The following is a 21253-nucleotide window of genomic DNA, read 5'->3' on the forward strand; positions in this document are numbered from 1 at the left end:
CCACCATTATTCGCTGGCACCGCATATTCGCCGGCACCGCATGTCATTACGGGAGGGCCGGGCAGCCGGCAAGGCCAAACTCGCCAGGGCTCCGGACGCCGCGCCCTTGCTCCTCGCATGGCTTGAGCAGCTCACGCAACAACACACTGGCATAGGAACCTGCCGGCAGCTGGAATGTGAGCAGCCCGTCACGTCCATCGTGTTTCCACACGCAGTCGCCGACTCGGACCCGCATCCGGCGACGGCTTCCGGTTCCCCAGCGGCGCAGGGCCAGGAGCCGCTCTGGGTCCAGTCCCCAGCCTGCCAGAATCGACTCTTCCGACGCGCGTGCTTCCGCCTTCGCGGCCAGCATCTTGCATCCGTGGATGGGGCCGGTGGGACTGATTTCCCACGTTCGCATTCGCTCGCCGGCCTCTGCGAGGTCCTGCGCCACGAACAGCCCTCCACTGTCCTCCTTTCGCATCAGGTCACCTTGAACGGGGTCCGTGAAGCAACCCCGGTCGATGCGCTGAGCAAGCCAATCGTTGAACATCGCGGCCTGCAGCACGGACATGAGTAGCTTGCGCTCGAAGGGACGACGAGGCGCCCGGCCCCGGTGCACCAGCCACCTGAATGCCCTATCGACGTTCTTGCCGTCCCTGCCAAAGCGCTGTTCCCCGAAGTAGTTGGGCAAACCGCATACTGACAATTTGGCGAGTATGACCTCGGCCAAGATGCTGTCCTGCGAGGGTACCCGGCGGAGCCTGAGGCTGAAGCGGTTGCCCCGAAGCTGTCCAGTCCTGAGCTTGTGGGGATGGGCTCTGGCCTCGAGGATTTGGATGCTGTCCAGCCGAACCGCGAGCGCTGCTTTGCGTTCCGCACGATGAAAGCTCGCCCACTGCGTGGTGACCCCGTCCAGGTCCTTGAGGCCCGCCCACGACGCGCTGGCAGGGTCGCAGTCCATGGCGTGGGCGAGCTTGCGAACGGCCGACGGTGTGCTGAGACCGCGCTTCGTGAAGCGCACGAATAGGTGTTCTCCATGCCCGGACGGGAGGTAGGCAGGGATCTCATCGACTCGGAAGTCGTCCGGATGTTGACGCGCAAGTCCCCGAATCCGCAGGTCCAACGGCGTGGTGTAGGGTAGGGCTTCACGCGGGGGCATCGCTCGCAGCATGACGTTTATCGTGGACCCAAGGCCATAGCTTGGGTAAGGACAGGCGTGGTGTCCAAGCGTAGCGAACGGGTCGGCTCCGAGGTCGCCCGCCTGATGGAGGCTGGCGTTTCTGGACAGGTATTCCCGGGAGGGGTGGCCTGCATCAGCTGGCGCGAAGAAGTCGGGGGGCCAGCCTACGCGGACGTCGCGGCGGGTCGCCTGCAGCAAGGTGACAGGCCCGTGCAGGTGAGCACGACCTACGATCTCGCGTCCGTAACGAAGCCCTTCGTGGCGGTGTCGGCGCTGCGAATGGTCGCCCAAGGACGTCTTTCGCTTGCTGTCAGGACCGACAGTGTGGTGCCGGACACTCGCGGAGGCATTGGTGGCGCTGCGAGTCTGGAGGCACTGCTGACCCATCGATCTGGTCTAGCAGGGTGGGGCGGCCTGTACCTGGACGTTCCCCACGATCCTGGAACGCCGGCGGCACGACGTTGGATTCTGAGCGAGGCGTCGCGCCGTTCCGCGGGAGAAGGCGAAAAGCCGCCCGTGTACAGCGACCTGGGCTACATCATCGCCGGCGAGGTGGTGGCTCGCAGTGCCGGAGAGCGCCTCGAGCGGGTAGTTTCCAAAGAAGTGCTGGAGCCGCTCGGGCTCGAGCAGGACGTGTTTTATCCACCTGCGTTGGCGCCCGACAGGCGGGTGCAGCTGCTCAGGGAAGCACCACCCACGGAATGGTGCGACTGGCGTCAGCGCATTATTCGCGGCGAGGCTCATGACGAAAACTGCGCCGCCTTCGGCGGAGTCGCCGGCAACGCAGGGCTTTTTGGCACGGCGCGAGGGGTCGCGATCTTCGGCAGGGCTGTATTGGATGCCCACCGCGGTGTCTCCGGATTCCTTCCCCAGCAACTGCTACGCCAGGCTCTGGCGCCTAGGCCGGGATCAACCCTAAGGCTCGGCTGGGATGGTAAGGCGGCGGAGGGCAGTGCCAGTGGACGTCGGATGAGCGATCAGAGCTTTGGCCACCTGGGCTTCACCGGCACCTCGTTGTGGTGCGATCCCGACAAGGACCTGGTGGTCGTGCTGCTCACGAACCGTGTGCACCCGAGCCGCGCTAACGAACGCATCAAGGGGTTCCGCCCGGGCTTCCACGACGGCGTGGTCGCCGCGCTCGGGCGCTAGGGGTCCAGCGTACTCAGTCGAGGGCAGCCGACAATCGCTGCAGGAGCCGCGAGTTGCTCTGGTAGACGACGTCGTTGCCGATCGCCCGAGCCAGGGCGCGTTCGTCGCCGATCAACACGACGAGCCGGCGGGCACGGGTGATGGCCGTGTAGAGCAGCGCTCGCGAGAGCAACACGAAGTGAGTCGCGTGCAAGACGACGATGACCGCTGGGAATTCACTGCCCTGCACCTTGTGGATCGTGCTCGCGTACGCCAAGGTGAGCGAGTCGAGTGCCTCTCGGTCAAAGGCCACCCGGCGCCCAGCCATATCCACGAACGTCACCCCGCTCTTGACCTCGACGACCTTTCCGAGGTCGCCATTGAATACCTCCCGTTCGTAGTCGTTGCGCAGCTGCATTACCTTGTCGCCAGCTCTGAAAGCCGCCTGCGCCCCACCGCTAGACGCCGTATCGGAAGCTGTCGGGTTGAGCGTCCGCTGCAGGACCGCGTTGAGGCGCTCGGTGCCAACCGGACCCTTGCGCATGGGTGCCAGCACCTGTACGTCCCGCACGGGGTCCAGCTGGTAAGCGTCTTGTGCACGACGCAGGGAGGCGAGCAGCCGTCGCTGCACGTGCTCGGGATCGTGTGCCGGCACCCAAAAGAGGTCGCCGCTGGTGCGGGCACCGACGGGTGTGAAGCGAGGCGTCCGGCCCGCCAGCATGGCGTGAGCCCCGATCACGATCGCACTCTCGCGCGCTTGACGAAACACCTCGGTCAAGCGCACGACCCTGCATACCTCGCTTGCGATCAGATCCCGCAACACCTGTCCTGCGCCAACCGGTGGCAGCTGGTCTACGTCACCTACCAGTACCAGGCAGCAGCGGCGTGGCAGCGCTGCCAGTAGCTGCTGACAGAGAAGCAAGTCCAGCATGGATGCTTCGTCCACCAGCAGCAGGTCGGCCTCGACAGGTGCATGCTTGTTGCGCTGGAAGGTACCGTTGGCCGGATTGAATTCGAGCAGCCTGTGCACCGTCATGGCCTCGGTGCCGGTCGTCTCGCTGAGGCGTTTCGCAGCCCGGCCGGTTGGTGCGCACAACCGGACCCTGCGCTCGAGTGAAGCGTGCACACGCACAATGGCCCTGACCGTGGTCGTCTTGCCCGTGCCCGGACCGCCCGTGAGCACGAGCAGCTGATGGCCGAGCGTGGCGTCGACCGCCTCGCGCTGAGCGGCGGCCAGGTCCTGGTCGTCGAGACGCAGGGACTTCTCCGCGTCCCCCATGCGCGGCCGCCGGCTGGCAAGCTGCCTCAGCTTTCTCGCCACCTGCACTTCGGCACGATGAAGCGGCGTCGCATAAACGGCTTCGCCTTCGAGCATTACCATCTCACGTGAGGCGAGCGTTTGCAGTGCGTTGCGGATCGCCTGTGCCGTGACCTGAAGCTCGCGGCCGTCCGCTTCGAGCTGCGCCGCATTCGAAAACACGTGACCCTGGTCGATGGCACGCCCCACGAGGTGCAGCACCGCCGCTTCCGCGCGCCGCGGGTCATCGAGCGTGTAGCCCGCGGCCAGGCCGAGCTGGTCGGCAGTCTTGAAACCGATTCCGGGAACCTGCTCGGCCGCAAGGTAGGGATCGTCGCGCAACACGCGCACGGTGTCCCTGCCGTAGCGGCGATGCACCCGGTTCGCGAGGCCCGGCCCGAGTCCCAGACCATGCAAGAAGGAAAAGACCTCGGCTTCTCGCTGCCGGCTTCGCACTGCTTTCGCGATGGCCGCTGCCCGGCGCTGTCCAATGCCCGGGACTTCGCAAAGCCGCTCGGAGTGTTGGGCGATGACGTCGAAGGTTTGGTCGCCGAAGTGCTCGACCAGTCGCTGGGCGAGGGCCGGCCCGATGTTGGGCACCAGACCGGAACCCAGATAACGCGCTACGCCCTTCTTATTGCTGGGCTGTACGGGGGTAAAGGACGCCGCGACGAATCGCCGGCCGTACGTGGCGTGCTGCTGCCAGCGACCCCGCAGCCGAAGCGTCTCTCCGGGCGTGATCTGCCCCAAGCTGCCCACGACGACGGCCTCGGCTCCATCGGGCTCCCTGCGCACCCGGGTCACACTGTAGGTGCCGTCTGGCCGCTGGTAGAGTACGGATTCGACCGTGGCCGTGATGATGTCATCCTCGCTGCGCGCATGCAGGGTCATGGATCCGGTGGGTCGGCGGAATAATCCCCACCGCATCGTAGCCGAACCCGCATGAGGCGCCCGCATACGGACGTTATCGGCCGCCTTGCCTGCGTCGGTGACCAACTTGGAGCCGCTCCATCGATCCATAACCGCATGCACGAGGCCACGGGCAGTTAGGGCACCGGGGCAAGTAGCTCACCCTGGATGGAGCCGGTTTGGAGGCTTTTGGGGGCCATTGAGCTATAGTTTTGTGGTTGGGATTTCGAGGATACTCCCTCGTCCTGACCGCTCTTATGTGTGGTTCTTGCCTACAAGAGGTCACATGAGCTGCCAGCTTGGGGCGCCTGTGCTGGTGCTCAACCGCAACTACCAGCCCGTGCGAATCACAACTGCCCGCCGCGCTTTCACGATGCTGTTTGGCGGTACGGCTTGGGCTCTCGACGCCCAGTACGAGCCCTACGATTTCGATGCCTGGTCGGCCCGACCTCCGCGGGGTGACTCTGCCGTGGTCGGGACCTCATCGGGTCCGCTGTGCGTGCCGCGGCTGTTGCTGCTGCTTCGCTACAGCCGCCTGCCGGTGGGGCGAGTTCGGCTCTCCCGCCGCAACGTGTTCTTGCGCGACGACCACACCTGCCAATACTGCGGACGCCGACTTGTCGCCGCGAGCCTGAACCTCGACCACGTGACGCCCCGTTCGCGAGGTGGTCTATCGAGTTGGGAGAACCTGGTCACTTCGTGTAGACCCTGCAATCTGCGCAAGGGTTGCGCGTTACCCGAGGAAGCGGGCATGCGCCTGCGGGACAAACCCACGCGACCTCGCTGGACCGCAGCCGTACAGGTTGCGGCCTTGGCGCGCGGTTTCGTCGAATGGGAGCCGTTCCTGCAGGCGCTCCCCGCCAGATCGGCCCGCGGCGACTGATTTGCCACCGGCAGAGCTGCTTGGTAGGTAGCTTTGCCAGGTAGCACGGTGGAGCTTCGACGCGAGCCGGACACAACCGGTGAGGCAGCGGGTGGCTGAAGTCCCAGTCGGCTCAGCGGCCGGTCAACGCCCGCGCCTGTTCTGCGTCAGCGGAGCCAAGGGTGGCGTGGGCGTGACGTTCGTGAGCGCGAATCTCGCGCTGTACCTGGCCAGCCTGGGCAGGCGAGTCGTTCTGGTGGATGCGGATCCAGGCGGGGCGAATCTCCACACGTGGCTCGGAGCAGCGCCTCCGACACCACTGCAGATCGTCAAACGCTCTGGCCGAGCCGAGTCGCCGCTCGAGTGGCTGCCCATGGCGTTGTGCCCCACACCGCATGCGGGTCTCAGGCTGCTGCACCTGGGCTTCGACGAACCCGGGGCAAGCGCGGCTCGCCTCATGCGGCGTGCCGGCGCCCTGCAGCACCTGAGGGAGGTCGATGGGGAGTGTGTGGTCCTGGATCTGGGAGCGAACCGCAACGACTTCACCCTCGACGCGTACCTCGGGGCGGACGTCGGACTCTTTGTGACGGTGCCCGAGCCGACCGCAATCGAGAACACCCACCGGTTCGTGCGTGGCCTTTTCGCCCGCGACCTCGCACGCGCGGTCGGCACGGACGAGGAACGCAAGGAGCTCGCGCGCAGGCTGCGCGCTTTCGAGGAAGCGCCTCCGCCCTTGGATCTCGTGGAACAGCTCGAGGCCGAGCGTCACCCGCTTGCGCGCCAATGCCGCGCGGCTTTGGATGGCTTTCGCCCGCGCCTTCTCATCAATCAGGCACGACTGCGAGCGGACCTCGAACTGGGTCGGTCGCTCACGAGCGCGGTCCGGCGCCGCTATGGAGTACGCATCGACTGCCTCGGCCACGTGGACCACGACGACACGGTATGGACCTGCCTTCGCAAGCGTCGTCCGGTGTTGGTCGAGACCCCGGGAGCCAAGTCCAGCAGACGGCTTGAAAAGGTCGCCCGGCGCCTGTTGGCCATCGATGTCGGCAAGACGAAAGGCTCCCCCGCAAGCACCGGCTCCCCCGCAAGCAGTGTGCCATGGGGGAGCCATCACGACGTGTTGGAGGTCGAGCGAGGCGCGACCGACGAGGAGCTGCGACGGGCCTACAAGCGCAGCCGGGAAGTGTACTCCGATGACGCGCTTTGCTGCTACGGGCTGTTCCAACCGGCCGAGTTGAGATCCATGCGCACGCGCCTGGACGAGGCGTTCGACGTCTTGCTCGACAGCGCTCGTCGCCGCCCCTACGAGCTTTCTGTCTTTCCTCCCGAGGCCGAGCCCACGCCGAGGGCGCGACCGAGCCGCGCGCTTCCGGAGTCGTCGACTCCAGCGCCCGAAATCACCCCTGATACCCATTTCACGGGTCCACTACTTCGGGCGGTACGCGAGTCCAAGCAAATCGAGCTCAGCGATATCGGTAAGGTAACGAAAATAAGCGTGACGCATTTGCAGTCCGTGGAGGACGACGCGTTTGGGCTGCTGCCGGCCCCGGTGTACGTGCATGGCTACGTATCGGAGATGGCCAAGTGCTTGGGGTTGGATCCGCTCCAAGTTAGCCGCACCTACCTGCGTCGCTACCGCCAGTACCTGCACCAGCGAGACGCCGACCAAAGGTAGCGGAGAGGACGTCGCCTTGAGCCAACAGGCCCAACCCCTGATCCTGGCGTCCGGCTCGCCCCGCCGGCGGGCCATCCTGAAGCAGCTCGGCCTGCACTTCGAGGTTAGCCCGGCCCAAGTTTCGGAGAAGCGCCTGCAGTCGGAGACTCCCACGGCCACGGTCCTACGCCTGGCTCGGCTCAAGGCCGAACAGGTGGCAGCCTGCCACGCGCGCTCCAAGCCCGCACCTTTTGTATTGGGAGCCGATACGTTGGTCGTGCTCGGGCGAACCGTGCTGACGAAGCCACAGGACGACGGCGATGCAAACCGCATGCTGGAGCTGCTGAGCGGATCCACGCACGAGGTAGTCACCGGGCTGGCTCTTTCGAGGGCAGGCTCGGGGAGCATCGAACAGCGTGCCCTGGTGAGTCGAGTACGCTTCCGAGAGCTCAGTCCGGACTGTTTGCGCAGCTATGTCGCGTCCGGCGAGGGTCGCGACAAGGCCGGCGCCTACGGCATTCAGGGGCTCGGAGCGGGCTTCGTGCTCGAGCTTCATGGGTCGTACACCAACGTGGTGGGGCTGCCGGCGGCGCAGACCCTCGAGATGCTCGAGCGTCATGGGGTCGTGGCGGCGTGGCCATGACCACTTCGCCCGCGCAAGCCACCGGCACGCCGGCCCGTCTCGAGGCCGTGCGTGAACGCGTGCGCGCAGCTTGCGAACGGGCCGGTCGCGATCCGGAGTCGGTACGCATCGTCGCCGTGGGCAAGCGCCACCCCGCTTCTGCCATGCGCCCGGCGTACGCCGCGGGCCAGACCCTTTTTGGTGAGAACTACGTGCAGGAACTGGCCGACAAGCGTGCCGCGCTGGCTGACCTGCCAGCGTTGCGCTGGCGGCTCGTGGGCCGGCTCCAGCGCAACAAGGCGGCGCAGGTGGTTCGGCTGGGCTGTGCGGTCGATACGGTGGATTCGGTGCGCCTGGCAGAAGCGTTACAGCGTCGGGCGGACGGGGAGGGCTCTCGGATCGAGGTCTTGGTTCAGGTCAACGTGGCTGAGGAACCTCAGAAGGCAGGCTGCGCCCCCAAGGACCTGGGCGGGCTCGTCGCTACGTTGCGACGGCTCGACGCACTCGATCTGCGGGGTTTGATGGCGCTGCCCTTGCAGGCTGCACAACCCGAGGACTCGCGCCGCTGGTTTCGTATCTTGAGGCAGCTCGCGGCGGAACATGGTCTACACGAGCTTTCCATGGGCATGAGCGCGGACCTGGAAGTAGCCATCGAGGAAGGTGCCACGATGGTGCGCGTGGGCACCGCCATCTTCGGCGCCAGACGCTAACCCTTTCCTAGCGAGATCGTCGCCCGCCTGCCAAGCTCGTTGGCGCGTTGGCTCGCGCACTGCACGGCCTCGATAAAGGCGGAGCGGACCGCGCCGCGCTCCAGCATGCGCAGGCCTGCCATGGTGGTACCCGCCGGGCTGGCGACCATGTCGCGCAGCGCAGCCGGGTGCTCATCGCTTTGGTCGAGCAGTCTCGCCGTGCCAAGCACCGTCTGCACACTGAGGGTGCGAGCCACCGAGGGCGGCAGCCCGGCCTGTACACCGGCGTTCATGAGCGCCTCCAGCACCAGCAGGATGTAGGCCGGTCCCGAGCCGCTCAGGCCGGTCACCGCATCCATGAGCGCTTCCTCCACTCGCACGGTAACGCCGACGCTCTGAAAAATCTGCTCGGCTTGTCTCAGATCCGCGTCGGTGCTGGACGTGCCCAGCGCCAGGGCCGTTGCACCGGAGCCAACCAGCGCTGGGGTGTTGGGCATCGCGCGCAGAACGCGCGTGCCGTGAGGCAGCTTCGCCTCCACCAGTGCCGTGCTGATCCCAGCGGCCAGTGAGATCACCAGGGTGTCGGGAGCAAGCGCGCTCGCGACTGCGGGCAAGACGCTCGGCAAAACTTGAGGCTTTACGCTGAGGACGACGATAGCCGCTCGCGACGCACCCTGCTCGTTGTCCTTGCTCGTGCGAATGCCGTGGTACTGACCAAGCTCCTGGAGGCGATCGGCTCGGAGGTCCGTCGCCATGATATCGTTGGCCTCGTAGGTGCCGGCAGAAAGGAGCCCTCGGATGAGTGCGCCCGCCAAGCTGCCGGCACCGATGAAGCTGATATTGCCTTCGATACGCATGCGTTCGAGCGTAGCTCGCATCCGCCACCAACTTCGAGCCGAATCGTCCCGGGCCGGACCCGCGACGGAGCTCCGGGCCGGGTCTCTTCGGGCGTCGGGCGGCCTCTGTGCTACAGACAGCGTGCGCATTGGGGCTCGCGGGTGCCGCGACCACCTCTCCCATAGAGCCATCTGGATTGCACGACGCGCTCATCGAACTGCGGAAGGAGCTCCTGCGGCTGACCGGGGCGCGGGCGCAGGCACGCCTGTGGCGCTGGCGTGGCCAACCGGATGCCGCGTGTCAGGAGCTCGGAGAGCGACTTCTAGCGTGGCTGGCCTCCGATGCGACATGGCAGAGCATCCGCGGCGCGGAAGCGCTGGCCGGCCGAGATAGCGCCGACGCACTACGGCTGCACTTGGCCTCCTCCCGTGCAAAGCTGCCTCTTGCTGGTGCGGCTGCGGCGCTGGCGTCATGGCAGTCGGGAGCGGTTGCGCCGGAGGGGAGCGTGGTTCCCGCCACTCGCGCCATCGATCGCCTCGCCACATGCGAGTCTGCAAGGCAACGCGCGGCATTTGCAGCGGCGTTGGAACCGAGCCTGGCGGGTGTCGCAGACCGCTGGCTTGACGCGTGCATCAGCTCGGAGCTGGCGTGGAGCCAGCGCCTGCCGGGCGGACACTCCCGAAAGCTGCGTGAGCTCGCCGAGCGCGTGCTCGAGAACACGCGACCGGAGCACGAGGAGCACCTGGCACGCCTGAAACATGCGGCGGCGCAACGCGGGGAGCTCGCGGAAGCAGGGGACCCAGCGGCACCGACGGCCTGGCAGGACCTGGTGTTCATGCTGCGCGCGCCTCACCTCGACGAGATCGTGCCGAACAAGCAGCGCTGGCGCCGGGTCGCACAGCCCTTGCTCGGTTTGGGTTTCGGATCGGAAGTGGACGCCCACCTGCGCGCCGAGCCGTCGCACGGGGGCCTCTGTCCGGTGGTCGCCCTGGCCGGCCAGGACGCTCCGCGCGAGGTTCGCGTCGCCCCGGGGGCCGTGGAGTGCGGGGCGCTCAGCGAGATGCTCGCGTGCGAAGGGCTCGCCCGGGCCCTGGGGCTGGCCCTGGTGAGTGTAGCCTTGCCGCCCGAGCTGAGGTGTCCCGCGCAGGGCTCGGTGGCGCGAGCGTTCGGCTCGCTGCTCGGCCAGCTCCACGCGGATGCGGGCTATCAGGCGAGGCGTGTCGGGCTGCACCGGCGGGCAGCAGACGAGCTCAGCCTGCACACCGGGGTGCTGTGTCTTGCGCGTATTCGGATGGCAGCGGCTAGGGTCCTGGCAACAGCCGGGCCCGAACGCTCGCAGAGCGCGCGCCTCGAGCGAGGCACGGGCCTCGTGTCCACGGCGATGGGCTCGCGCCTGCCGCCTTCGGTGGTCGCCATGCTGCTAGGCACCCAGCAGCGTGCCGCTTTGGAGCTGCGCGTCCAGCTTGCCGGGCTGGCTCTTCACACCGGGCTTCGTGAGCGGCTGGACGAAGACTGGTACCGCAATCCGCGCGCGCAAGAACCGCTGCGGGCGGCCTGTCAGCGGGGCGCGACGCTGTGCGCGGAGCGCTGGTGCAGCGAGTGGAACGTGACGCTTGAGGCGGGAATCGGCCGCGTGCGCGAGCTGCTGAAAGGCTAGTACCCTTTGCCGCATCTTCGATCCGGGTTTCTCCGCCGACCCCAGGAGGGGGTGAGGGTCGGCTCCGAAACCCGGCCTCCACCGCGCCTGCTCGGGCACCTTGTTGTTGATCCCGCGCTGCGCGCGGTCGTGCCCGCGGCCTACCCGGACGAAAGCCGGATCGGATTCCCGGCCGCGAGCACTGGGCCCGCTTGACTGCGGGCAGCACCCGCCTACAGACTGCGCTGGCAGTGAATGGGCCGGACTACGAAGCACGTCGGGCGGCTTTTCTTGCAGCCATGGGGCCTGGCGTGGCCATCCTTCCTGCTGCACCCGTCGCTATCCGTAATCACGACGTGGAGCACAGCTACCGCCAGGACAGCGATCTCTATTACCTGACGGGTCTGGAGGAGCCGGACAGCCTGCTGATCTTGACCAACACCCACGCGGAGCACCGCTGCGTGCTGTTCGTTCGGCCCAGAGACCCCGAGCGAGAGACCTGGGATGGACCACGCGTGGGTGTGGAGGGCGCAAAACAGCTGCTTGGAGCCGATGAGGCCTATCCCATCGACGCGCTCTCTCAGCGACTGCCGGAGTACCTGGCCGGCAACACGCGGGCTCATTACCGGTTCGGCCCGCGTGCTGACCTGGACCGTTTGATCATCGACACGGCAAGCGCATTGCGCAGGCGGGTCCGTACCGGTGTTGTCGCGCCGCGCCAGTTCCTGGACCCGGGGCTGATCCTGCACGAAACCCGGCTGCGCAAGAGCGAGCAGGAACTGCGGAGCATTCGCAAGGCCGTAAGCATCACGCGCGAAGCTCATGGGTGCGCCATGGCGGTCGCCCTGCCGGGTCGCTACGAGTACGAAGTGGAGGCCGAGCTGCTGCGCGTGTTTCGCGGCAACGGCAGCGAACGCCCAGCCTACGATCCCATCGTCGGCTCGGGTCCCAACGCCACCATACTGCACTATCGCAAGAACAACCGGCGACTCGAAGACGGCGACCTCTTGTTGATCGACGCGGGCGCCGAGTACGAGTACTACGCGAGCGACATCACGCGCACGTTTCCCGTGTCTGGACGCTTCTCCGACGCCCAGCGCAGGCTCTACGAGGTCGTGCTCGAGGCGCAGCAGGCCGCGATCGACGCGGTTGCTCCAGGCCGTACGCTGCAGCAGGTTCATGAAGCTGGCCTGCGCGTCATGGTGCAGGGGCTGCTGGGCCTCGGACTCTTGCACGGATCCGCCGATCAGGTGATCGAAGAGGAGCGCTACAAGCCCTTGTTCATGCACCGAACTTCGCATTGGTTGGGCATGGACGTGCACGATGTGGGCGACTACTTCATCGACGGCGAGCATCGTGAGCTCGAGCCTGGTTTCGTCCTGACCGTGGAGCCCGGCGTTTACGTGGCTGAGGCTGCCGAGGTTGATCCACAGTGGCGTGGGACCGGGATCCGCATCGAGGACGATGTCCTGGTCACCACCGAAGGAAATACGAACCTCAGCGCGGAGATCCCCAAGCATCCGGACGAGCTCGAACGCTTGCTCGCTAAACGGGCGCCGGTGAGGTAGCGTTTCCCTTGGTTCCGGTGATGCACATCGGAATCGATCTCGGCGGCACAAAGACCGAGATCGCGGCCTTCGATCCCAAGGGAGGCGAGCGCCTTCGGCGGCGAGCGCCAACCCCCGCCAGCGACTACAGCGCGATCGTGGATCTCGTTGCTCGGCTGGTCGACGAGGCGGAACGCGAGCTCGGGGAGGTGGCGAGCGTCGGCGTCGCCACTCCCGGTACCGTTTCACCGGCCACCGGGGTGATGAAGAACGCCAACACCCAGTGCCTGAACGGCAAGCCGCTCAAGCAAGACCTGGAGCGCGTGCTGTCGCGCCCGATCAGATTGGCCAACGATGCCAATTGCTTTGCGCTCTCCGAAGCGGTCGACGGTGCCGGTGCGGGCGCACGCGTGGTTTTCGGCGTAATTCTCGGGACGGGCGTAGGGGGCGGCATCGTGGTGAACGGCAAGCTTGTAGTCGGGATCAACGCCATCTGTGGCGAGTGGGGGCATAACGCGCTGCCGTGGCCACGCGCCGGCGAATCTGCAGGCGAGGCCTGCTACTGCGGCTTGTCGGGCTGCATCGAGACCTTCCTCTCCGGCCCCGGAATGAGCCGGGACCATTACTCGAAAACGCAGCAGCAGCGCTCCGCCGCAGAGATCGCCGAGCTCGCGAGACGCGGGGACGCGCACGCCAAGGCCACGCTCGGCCGCTACGAAGACCGGCTGGCGCGCGCTCTTGCGCTCGTGGTCAACATCCTGGACCCGGACGCCATCGTGCTGGGCGGTGGCCTGTCGAACATCCAGCGCCTCTATCGCGAGGTACCGCTGCTATTGCCTCGCCATGTGTTTTCGGATCGCGTGCATACCCCCTTGCTGCCAGCCGTGCACGGCGACTCGGGCGGCGTCCGCGGCGCCGCGTGGTTGTGGTAGAGATGCTCGCTTGCAATGCTCACTTGCGCAGGACGGGCGGCGCCGGCCTCTCGTTTACGTGCAGCTGGAACACATCCGGCCGGGCGTAGTGCCCCACCACATCGAAGTCGTATTTTGCGCGTGTGATCTCCTCGAGGTCGATCGTGGCCGTGACAATGCCCTTCTTGTCGTAGAGGGGTCCGGCGAGAACCTGTCCGAGCGGGCCGATAATCGCGCTTCCACCTCGCATCAGTACCGTGTGCGGGTCGCTGCCCTGAACGGCCGGGTAGTCGTCGGGGCAGTCTCCGCGCGTGAGGTGCTGGCAACACGAGAACACAAAACAGCGACCCTCCAGGGCGATGTGGATCATGGACGAATGCCAGCTGCTGCGGTCGTCGGCGGTCGGCGCGCAGTAGAGCTCGATGCCCTTGCCGTACATGGCCATTCGCATGAGCGGCATGTAGTTTTCCCAACAAATGACTGCGCCGAGCCGGCCCAGCGGCGTGTCGTGCACCGGCAGGGTGGAACCGTCGCCGAAACCCCAGATGATGCGCTCCATGGCGGTCGGCATCAGCTTGCGGTGCTTGCCAAGGTAGCTCCCGTCGGGGCCACAGAATACGACGGTGCAGTAAAGCGTGCCGCGCTCGCGTTCGATCACACCCACGACCAGGTGGACTGCATGATCAGCGGCGATGGCCCCAAGCCGGTCGATGTCCGGCCCGGGAATGTCGACGGCGCTCGCGTGGTAGCGCTGGAAGCAGCGCCGGCCCTCGGTGGTTCGTCCGCCTACCCGGGCACCGAAATCGAGTCCCTTCGGGTACGAGGAAACGAACGCCTCGGGGAAGATCACCAGGCTCGCCCCAAGGCGAGCGGCGCCGGCGGTGAGCTCGGCGACCTTGTCCAGTGTCCGCTCCCGGTCGAAAACGACCGGGCTGTCTTGAATCAGGGCGGCGGTGAAGGTCACGGTCGGGCTCCTGGCTGGCCGTTGTACTAGTATGGTTGCTTATCGTCCTTGGCCCGCCAGGCCTCAAACGGTTCGAGACTGCCGGCCACGCTCAATTGCACCAGCTTGAGGCGTCGCTCTTCGGGTTGCCTGTCGAGCTCCTGGTAGATCAGACCGTCGTCGAAGCCTGCATCTGCGGCATCCAGTCGCGAGCTCGCGTAGTACACCCGGTCGACGCGGGCCCAGTACATGGCGCTCAGGCACATGGGACACGGCTCGCAGCTAGCGTAGACGCTGCATCCGTCCAGCCGGAAGCTGCCGAGCAGGGCGCAGGCCTCGCGCAGCGCCATGATCTCTGCGTGAGCGGTGGGGTCGCTACGCTGCGTGACCTGATTGTGCGCCGAGGCCAACAAGCGATCGCCACGCACCACCAACGCGCCAAAGGGCCCGCCTCCATGCTCAACCGCTCCGCAGGCTAGCACGACCGCTTGTTTCAGCCGTTCATGATGCTGTGACGCGTCCATGAGGCTACGAGTATCGGGGATCCACCGGCCCTCGGCAAAACCGATCGGACCGAGCTCACTCTCGGTACAGCTCCGGTATCGCTGCCCCTAGCTCGCTTGCTGCGTCGATCCGGCAGTGAAGCGAGTCTCTGACCACGAGCTTGCCAGCCACGACGACGTGGGTAACGTCGGCAGCCCTCGCTGCGAATACGGTGCTCGCCAACGCGTTGTCCGGCGTGATTCCAGCAAGACGGGTCGACTCCAATGAAATGGTCACGAAATCGGCCAGTCCGCCCGCTGCCAACTGGCCACCTTCGGGCCAGCCAAGGCAAGCGTAGCCAGCTCGGGTCGCCGCGGCCAGCAAGGCGGACGGCGTGTGGTGTCCGCGCGTCAGGCTGGCCAGTCGCTGGTCGAGCTCGACAGCCCTGGCTTCTTCGAACGGATCCACGACCGCATGCGAATCGGTTCCGAGCGCAAGCCTTGCGCCCGCCGTGGTGAGCGCTGCCGAGGGGCCGACCCCATCGGCCAGATCGCGCTCCGTGGTAGGGCAAAAGCAGCAGGTGGCCCCGGCCGCGCCCAGCGCCTGGATATCGGCGGCATCCAGGTGGGTGGCGTGGACCGCCGTGAACCGCTCGCCCACCACATCGAGGTCAGCGAGCACGCGTACCGGAGTGCGTCCGTGCCGGGCTACGCACTGCTGGTTCTCGGCCGGTTGCTCCGAGACGTGCGCATGCAGGGGCGCGTCCCGCTGCCGGCACCAGGCCCGAATCTCCTGGATAGCGTGGGGGTCGACGGCACGCAGCGAGTGAATCGCAGCCGCTGTTCGGGCCTCTGGAGCGTTCTTGAGCGCGCTGGCGCGTTCAACCCAGGCAGGCGCGTCGCGATCGGCGAAGCGTCGCTGCACACCTTCGACGGGCCGGTATCCGGAGGGGTCGAGGCCACCGTGCAGATAGCAGGTGTCCAGCAGCGTCAACCGGACCCCAGCCTCTCTCGCCCCGGCCAGCACGGCTTCGCCCATGACATTCGGCTGCGCATACGGGGCCCCGCTCGGCTGATGGTGCAGATAGTGAAACTCGCCGACCAGTGTGAAGCCCGCGAGCGCCATCTCGGCAAACGTGGCCCTGGCGAGCTTGTGGTAGCTCTCCGGATCCAGCCGAGCCGCAACCCGGTACATCTGCTTGCGCCAGGTCCAAAACGAGCCCGTTCCCGCGTGGGTGCGGCCGCGCAGCGCACGCTGAAAGACATGGCTGTGGCTGTTGGCGAGCCCCGGCAGCGTCAGGCCGGGCAGGCGAAGCGCCTGTACAGGCGGCTCAGGTATGCCAGCGCTGACGGCCTCGATGCGTTCGCCCGCCAGCGAAAGCAGCACGCCGGATTCGACCTTGTCGGAGCCCAACCACGCCAGCTCACACCAGAAGTCGCTCACGAACCGATCCGCGAGACGAAGCGTTCGATCCGCGAGACGAATTCCGCGCGCTGATGACGCTCGTACTGCTCCCACGTAGCCAGGGTAGTGGGGTCGCGCACGCGGTCGACGAACAGCACGCCGTCCAGGTGATCGCACTCGTGCTGAAAGGTCGTGGCCGTCAAGCCGCGTTTGATCTCGTCGTGTTGCCGGCCGTGCCGATCCTGGTAGCGCACCCGGATATGGACGTGGCGGGTGAGAAAGCCGCGCAGCGGAACGGACAGGCAGCCTTCGTTGACCTCCACGACCTCGTCGTCCAAGGGCTCGATCGAAGGGTTCACGATCACCGTAAGGGGAATGGGAGGTTTGTACGGGTAGCGCGGGTTCTTCGTCACCTCGATCACCGCGATTCGTACAGGAACGTGCACCTGATTGGCTGCGATGCCAGCGCCGCTGGCCGCGTGCATGGTGTCGATCATGTCGTCGATCAGGCGCTGGGTCTCGGCTCGGGCCAGCTCCGGCTGGCTGAGCTCGCGAGCCCTCCGGCGCAACACCGGAGCTCCGATCATCGCGATGTCTCGCACTGCCATCCACCTAGCGTAGCCCGGACCCCGCCGCTGGCCAGCGAGTGCCTAGCGAACCATCGGCAGCTTGCCATCCTCGAGCGTGACCTTGAGCACCAACCTCGAAGCTGAGTTCGCGCTTTCCCACAGACGCATTTCACGGTCCAGCACTACCGCATCGAAACCCACCGGTGCCGAAGAACGTCTCTCGAACGCCCGCTCGGGGCCAAGCACGAAGACCGCGGTCGAGAGCGCGTCCGCGTAGAGACCCGAAGCCGCCACGACCGTGACCGAGCTCGTGTGAGGCACCGGCAAACCGTCGCGAGGATCGATGATGTGATGCCAGCGCTCGCCGTCGACAACAAATGCGTGTTCGTAATCGCCCGAAGTGGACAGCGAGCCGGCCGACAGCTCCAAGAAACCAATGTAGTCGGTCGCTCGCGGATGTTGGATCCCCACGCGCCAAGGTCGCTCGTCACGTCTGCCGCGCACCTGTACTTGACCGCCGCCAAAGAGCATGTAGTTGTCGATGCCCGCTGCCGTCAGGATTCGGCCGGCTCGATCCAACGCATAGCCCTTGGCAATGCCGCCCGTTCCGATCTTCATCCCCCTTCGTCTCAGAAACACGGTGCCCTTGCCCTTGTCGAGAACGATGTCTCTGTAGTTCACTAGCGGCAAGCGGCCACGTATCTCGGACGCTCGCGGGATACGACGTGCGCCGGGCTGAAACAGATACAGCCCGCGCAAGGCGGCCCACGATAGGTCGAATGCGCCTTCGCTCCAGGCTGACACACGCACCCCGGCTTCCACTACCGCGAACGTATCGCTGCCTACCTCGACCGGATGGCGGCCGGCAGCGCGATTGATGCGCGAGATCTCACTATCCTCCAACCATTCCGAAAGCAGGGTCTCGAGACGCGCAATCTCTTGCAGCCCGGCCAGGAGCGCTGGCTGAGCCTTCGCCTCGCTGACATGGGCTGCGCTCAGTGTGAATACGGTTCCCATCAGCTTGCGACTGCGGCTGACCAGCGGCGTCTTGTCGGTCGCCGCGCGGACCGCCCTCGCGGCCCGCTTCGTTTCCGGGCCGCCAGCAGACTCCTTGGAGCCTGCCTCCGTGCACGCGAACACAAGCAGCAGTGCTGCGGCTGCTGCAACCGTCGGGAGGTTCACGAGTCTGTCCAGACCTTTCAGCGCGAGATCAAAGGCTCGACTATAGTCTTCCGGAGCCGCGGAGCCACGCAAGACGGCCCTTAGGGCCCGCGAAAGAACAACTTACGCGGTTGGGTGAGGACCGGGCGCCGCTGGCAAGGCGCAACGACCAGGCATATTGGGAATATTTCGAGGAGGAGCAACACAGCCAGCGGTGGTCGGGAGCCGGCGAAACGCATGAGTTGTTCTTTCGCGGGCCCTTAGCCTTTGGACTGGACCGCGCGGGATCTGCAGGCTACCCACAGAGCCCATGCGCGCCGGCCCGCCTCGTCATCCTCATCGGTCACCGTCGTGCGCCGGCGCAGGCGCGGCGCTGGTACTTGTGGCGTGGATCGCGCTTGCCCGGAGTGCGGGCGCCGCAGAGTGGGGCCAGCGTTTCGATTTCAGGCAGCTACAATACACGATCCGCGGGTCCGTGCCCCCTTCAACGGCCGCAAAACGTATCGCCTGGGAGCTTCGCAAGCGCACCAGCATCGAAGTGCTCCTGGAACCCACCAGGGTCCGGCTCCGCGACGCGGAGCTCTTCAACAGCCCGTTCCTGTACTGGAGAGGCGGGGAGGCCTTCCCTCCTCTCGATCAAGCCGAGGTCGGCGCCTTGCGTCGTTTCGTAGACTTCGGGGGGTTCGTGCTGATAGACGACTCCTCGCGCCCAGCTGGCAAGGCGGACGGAGGATTCGACGCTTCCATACGCCGGGATCTAGCGCGTGCCTTCGGCCCTGCACAGCTGCAGCGCCTGCCCTCCACGCACACTGTCTATCGATCGTTCTATCTACTGCGCCGCCCGGTGGGCCGCATCGAGGGGCCGGCTTACCTGGAAGCCATCCAACGTGCGGGCCGCGCCGCCGTGATCTACAGCCGCCACGACCTGGGTGGCGCTTGGGAGCGCGACAACCTGGGCAACTGGACCTATGCGGTCGTGCCCGCAGGAGAGGATCAGCGCGAGCAGGCGCTTAGGTTGGGGGTCAACCTCGTGATGTACGCCCTGTGCCTCGACTACAAAGACGATCGGGTTCACGCACCCTTCATCATGCGCCGCTACGGAACCGTGCGGTAGGACCGCTCGTGAAGCTCGGCGCCTCGCGGTGACACTGCATGGCTGAAACATCCAACTGGAGCCTGCAGTTCGGGATACCGGGGGGTCTGCCGGCCGGCCTTGCGATGGCCGTCGTGATAGGGGCGGTGGTAGTGCTGGGTTGGATCGAGCTGACCCAGGTCGTGCCCAGCGCTCGCCGCCGGCTGCTGCGCGGGATGCGCGTGCTCAGCGGCTCGGTGGCGCTGTTGCTGGCGCTGCAACCCAGGCTTGTCGAAGAACGAGTTCATCGTCGCGCTGGCTCGCTGGCCGTGCTCGCGGACACGTCCCGGAGCATGATGCTGCGGCATGGTGATCGAACTCGCGCAGAGGCCGCCCGTGCGCTGCTGCAGCGTTGGCTCGACGCCGGCATCGCCCGTGAAGTGCGTGTGTTTCAGATGGGCGACAAGGCCGAGGAGGTGCGTCATGCGGAGCTCGCCAAGAGCTATCCCACGACGCGGGACGACACCCGAATCGCCGCGGCCGTCGAAGCGGTGTTGCGCGCCGATCCGAACAACGGCCTGGGTGCCATCGTGCTTGTCTCGGACGGTCGCAATCTCGAGAAGCAACCGGCCGTGGAGCGGCTGAGGGACCTTGGCCTGCGCGTGCACACGGTCGCGCTCGGCGCCTCCACCGAGCTGCGCGACGACGCAATTACCCAGGTGCTGGCGGACCGAGTTGCCTTTTTGAGGCAGCCGGCCCGAGTCGACGTGAACGTGCGCTCGGTTGGAGGCAAGCAGCGGCAGCTATCGCTTCAGCTGCGCCGCAACGGCGAGTTGATCCGGACGGCAGCCATCGATCTGTCGCCCGGCGGCGAGGGTCACACCCAGCTGGTGTTCGCGCCAAGCACGCTGCGGCGTGCCGTGTACGAGTTGAGCATACCGGTTGCCTCCGACGATGCCGTTCCGCAAAACAACAAGCGGGCGTTTCTATTGCATGTGAAACGCAACCGACTGCGCGCCCTGCTGATTTGCGGCGCGCCAAGCTGGGATGCGCGCTTCATGCGAGCCTTCCTCAAGGCGGATCCTTCGAACGATCTCATTACGTTCTTCATTCTGCGCACGGCCAACGACCTGATCATGGCCGCTCCAGGCGAGCTGTCGTTGATCCGCTTCCCGGCGGATGAGCTGTTCAGCCAACACCTTGCGAGCTTCGATGTAGTGCTCTTCGCGGACTTCGAATACGGACCATACCGGATGGCGCGCTATCTGATGCCTCTCAGGGACTACGTGCTGGCCGGAGGCGCGCTGGCCATGCTGGGAGGCCGGCGCAGCTTCGTGGAAGGTGGCTACCGAGATACACCGCTCGCCGAAGTGCTGCCTGTGCGACTGGATACTGCCAACACGGCGCCCCTCATCGCACCCTTCCGCCCGCGCCCCGCGCAGGGAGCGGAGAACCATCCCCTGGTGGCCCTGGCGTCCGATCGCGTCATGAGTCAACGCCTGTGGGCCGGCTTGGCGCCGCTCCAAGGCGCGAATCGCGTGGGCGACGTGGCCGACGGCGCTCTGGCGCTGCTGGTGCATCCCCGGGAGCGCACGCGCAGCGGCCGGGCCTTTCCAGTCCTCTCCGTGCGCAAGGTCGGATCGGGTCGGACCCTGGCGCTCGCAACCGACACCTCGTGGCGCTGGGGCTTCGCAACGGCAGGCCACCAGGGTGATGCATCGGCCTATGGCCGTTTCTGGGATCGCGCGCTGCGCTGGCTGGTTGCCGACCCTGCCCTAGAACCGTCGCGCCTGCGGACACACCGAGACAGCTACGTGCCCTCGGCTAGGCTGCGCGTTGACCTCACGCTGCGCGACGAGCTTCACCGGCCCGAAGCCGCCGAGGTCGTGGTCGAGCTGCTGCGTCCAGGTTCCGCACCGCTTGCCCGCCACCGGTTGCAGACCGACGGGCAGGGCAAGGGACGACTGGAGATCGACGCACCGGCAACCCCCGGGGGCTACCGATTGCGCGTCCCCTCCGCGCACGCCGATCGAGCGCGCGCCGACGTCGATTTTGTGGTCGAGAGCGGGGGTAGGGAGCTCGCCGATCCACGTGCCGATCCCCGCCTGCTGCGGGACATCGCGCGGGCAACGGGCGGTGCTTCCTATGCCGATCCAGATGCTGCTCCCAATCTCGATGGATTCGAGGCGACCCGCACACGTGCGCTCAGAACGCTGGCCTGGGCCCCGTTCGGGAGCCTGTGGTTCTTCGCGATTTGTGTCGTGGTGTTTTGCGGAGAGTGGGCTATGCGCCGCCGTTTCGGACGCCCCTAGTTCCTGTCCAGCATGGCGCCAGAGCGGCTTTCGTCCTCGTCCCTGCCCTGCG

At 66.4% G+C, this 21253-nt stretch carries 18 protein-coding genes; 10 read left to right on the forward strand and 8 right to left on the reverse strand.

Annotated features, from left to right (window positions below):
- Positions 1-46: 46 nt before the first annotated feature.
- Positions 47-1153: a tRNA pseudouridine(13) synthase TruD gene (locus tag MJD61_19510; GenBank protein ID MCG8557450.1), complete on the reverse strand. Its 1107-nt coding sequence runs from the start codon at positions 1151-1153 to the stop codon at positions 47-49.
- A 48-nt stretch (positions 1154-1201) separates the two neighbouring features.
- Between MJD61_19510 and MJD61_19515 the strand changes: the two genes are divergently transcribed.
- Entirely contained in the window at positions 1202-2311 is a 1110-nt protein-coding gene (locus tag MJD61_19515) for a beta-lactamase family protein (protein MCG8557451.1), read from the forward strand.
- A 13-nt stretch (positions 2312-2324) separates the two neighbouring features.
- On the opposite strand, the gene MJD61_19520 is transcribed toward MJD61_19515, so the two are convergent.
- Positions 2325-4478: an ATP-dependent RecD-like DNA helicase gene (locus tag MJD61_19520; protein MCG8557452.1), complete on the reverse strand. Its 2154-nt coding sequence runs from the start codon at positions 4476-4478 to the stop codon at positions 2325-2327.
- Positions 4479-4782: 304 nt separating this feature from the next.
- Here MJD61_19520 and MJD61_19525 point away from each other — a divergent pair, with 304 nt between their 5' ends.
- From MJD61_19525 to MJD61_19540, 4 genes are all read left to right on the forward strand, one after another.
- The gene (locus MJD61_19525; GenBank protein MCG8557453.1) at positions 4783-5379 is read left to right on the forward strand and encodes an HNH endonuclease; all 597 of its coding nucleotides are present in this window, start codon (positions 4783-4785) and stop codon (positions 5377-5379) included.
- 91 nt (positions 5380-5470) lie between these two features.
- Positions 5471-7036 (forward strand): helix-turn-helix domain-containing protein, encoded by a 1566-nt coding sequence (locus MJD61_19530; protein MCG8557454.1) that lies wholly within the window; start codon positions 5471-5473, stop codon positions 7034-7036.
- Between the two features lie 16 nt (positions 7037-7052).
- Positions 7053-7658 (forward strand): Maf family protein, encoded by a 606-nt coding sequence (locus MJD61_19535; GenBank protein ID MCG8557455.1) that lies wholly within the window; start codon positions 7053-7055, stop codon positions 7656-7658.
- A complete protein-coding gene (locus MJD61_19540; GenBank protein MCG8557456.1) occupies positions 7655-8347 on the forward strand; it encodes a YggS family pyridoxal phosphate-dependent enzyme in 693 nt (230 codons plus the stop codon). The genes MJD61_19535 and MJD61_19540 overlap by 4 nt, the downstream gene beginning before the upstream one ends.
- Here MJD61_19540 and proC read toward each other — a convergent pair.
- Complete coding sequence (proC, locus tag MJD61_19545) at positions 8344-9204, reverse strand: pyrroline-5-carboxylate reductase (protein ID MCG8557457.1); 861 nt, start codon at positions 9202-9204, stop codon at positions 8344-8346. The genes MJD61_19540 and proC overlap by 4 nt on opposite strands.
- A gap of 155 nt (positions 9205-9359) precedes the next feature.
- Between proC and MJD61_19550 the strand changes: the two genes are divergently transcribed.
- The 3 genes from MJD61_19550 to MJD61_19560 all read left to right on the forward strand — a co-directional run bounded on the left by MJD61_19550 (position 9360) and on the right by MJD61_19560 (position 13278).
- Complete coding sequence (locus MJD61_19550) at positions 9360-10820, forward strand: hypothetical protein (protein ID MCG8557458.1); 1461 nt, start codon at positions 9360-9362, stop codon at positions 10818-10820.
- Between the two features lie 290 nt (positions 10821-11110).
- Entirely contained in the window at positions 11111-12367 is a 1257-nt protein-coding gene (locus MJD61_19555; protein ID MCG8557459.1) for an aminopeptidase P N-terminal domain-containing protein, read from the forward strand.
- Between the two features lie 20 nt (positions 12368-12387).
- Complete coding sequence (locus tag MJD61_19560) at positions 12388-13278, forward strand: ROK family protein (GenBank protein ID MCG8557460.1); 891 nt, start codon at positions 12388-12390, stop codon at positions 13276-13278.
- 19 nt (positions 13279-13297) lie between these two features.
- Here MJD61_19560 and MJD61_19565 read toward each other — a convergent pair whose 3' ends face one another.
- Genes MJD61_19565 through MJD61_19585 form a run of 5 tightly spaced genes read right to left on the reverse strand, consistent with a single transcriptional unit; the run spans position 13298 to position 17838 of the window.
- Positions 13298-14221 carry a nitrilase gene (locus tag MJD61_19565; GenBank protein MCG8557461.1) on the reverse strand — a complete coding sequence of 308 codons (924 nt, stop codon included), beginning with the start codon at positions 14219-14221 and terminating at the stop codon, positions 13298-13300.
- Positions 14222-14247: 26 nt separating this feature from the next.
- Positions 14248-14724 carry a nucleoside deaminase gene (locus MJD61_19570; protein MCG8557462.1) on the reverse strand — a complete coding sequence of 159 codons (477 nt, stop codon included), beginning with the start codon at positions 14722-14724 and terminating at the stop codon, positions 14248-14250.
- Positions 14725-14779: 55 nt separating this feature from the next.
- Entirely contained in the window at positions 14780-16126 is a 1347-nt protein-coding gene (locus tag MJD61_19575) for a formimidoylglutamate deiminase (GenBank protein MCG8557463.1), read from the reverse strand.
- Entirely contained in the window at positions 16123-16695 is a 573-nt protein-coding gene (def, locus tag MJD61_19580) for a peptide deformylase (GenBank protein MCG8557464.1), read from the reverse strand. The genes MJD61_19575 and def overlap by 4 nt, the downstream gene beginning before the upstream one ends.
- 42 nt (positions 16696-16737) lie before the next feature.
- Positions 16738-17838, reverse strand: a complete 1101-nt coding sequence (locus MJD61_19585) for an FAD:protein FMN transferase (GenBank protein ID MCG8557465.1) — start codon at positions 17836-17838, stop codon at positions 16738-16740.
- Positions 17839-18199: 361 nt separating this feature from the next.
- Between MJD61_19585 and MJD61_19590 the strand changes: the two genes are divergently transcribed.
- Both MJD61_19590 and MJD61_19595 read left to right on the forward strand, forming a co-directional pair.
- Positions 18200-18931, forward strand: a complete 732-nt coding sequence (locus tag MJD61_19590) for a DUF4159 domain-containing protein (protein ID MCG8557466.1) — start codon at positions 18200-18202, stop codon at positions 18929-18931.
- Between the two features lie 38 nt (positions 18932-18969).
- Positions 18970-21201 carry a glutamine amidotransferase gene (locus tag MJD61_19595; GenBank protein ID MCG8557467.1) on the forward strand — a complete coding sequence of 744 codons (2232 nt, stop codon included), beginning with the start codon at positions 18970-18972 and terminating at the stop codon, positions 21199-21201.
- The last annotated feature ends 52 nt before the right edge of the window (positions 21202-21253 follow it).

Source organism: Pseudomonadota bacterium, from assembly GCA_022361155.1.
Lineage (GTDB): Bacteria > Myxococcota_A > Polyangia > Polyangiales > JAKSBK01 > JAKSBK01.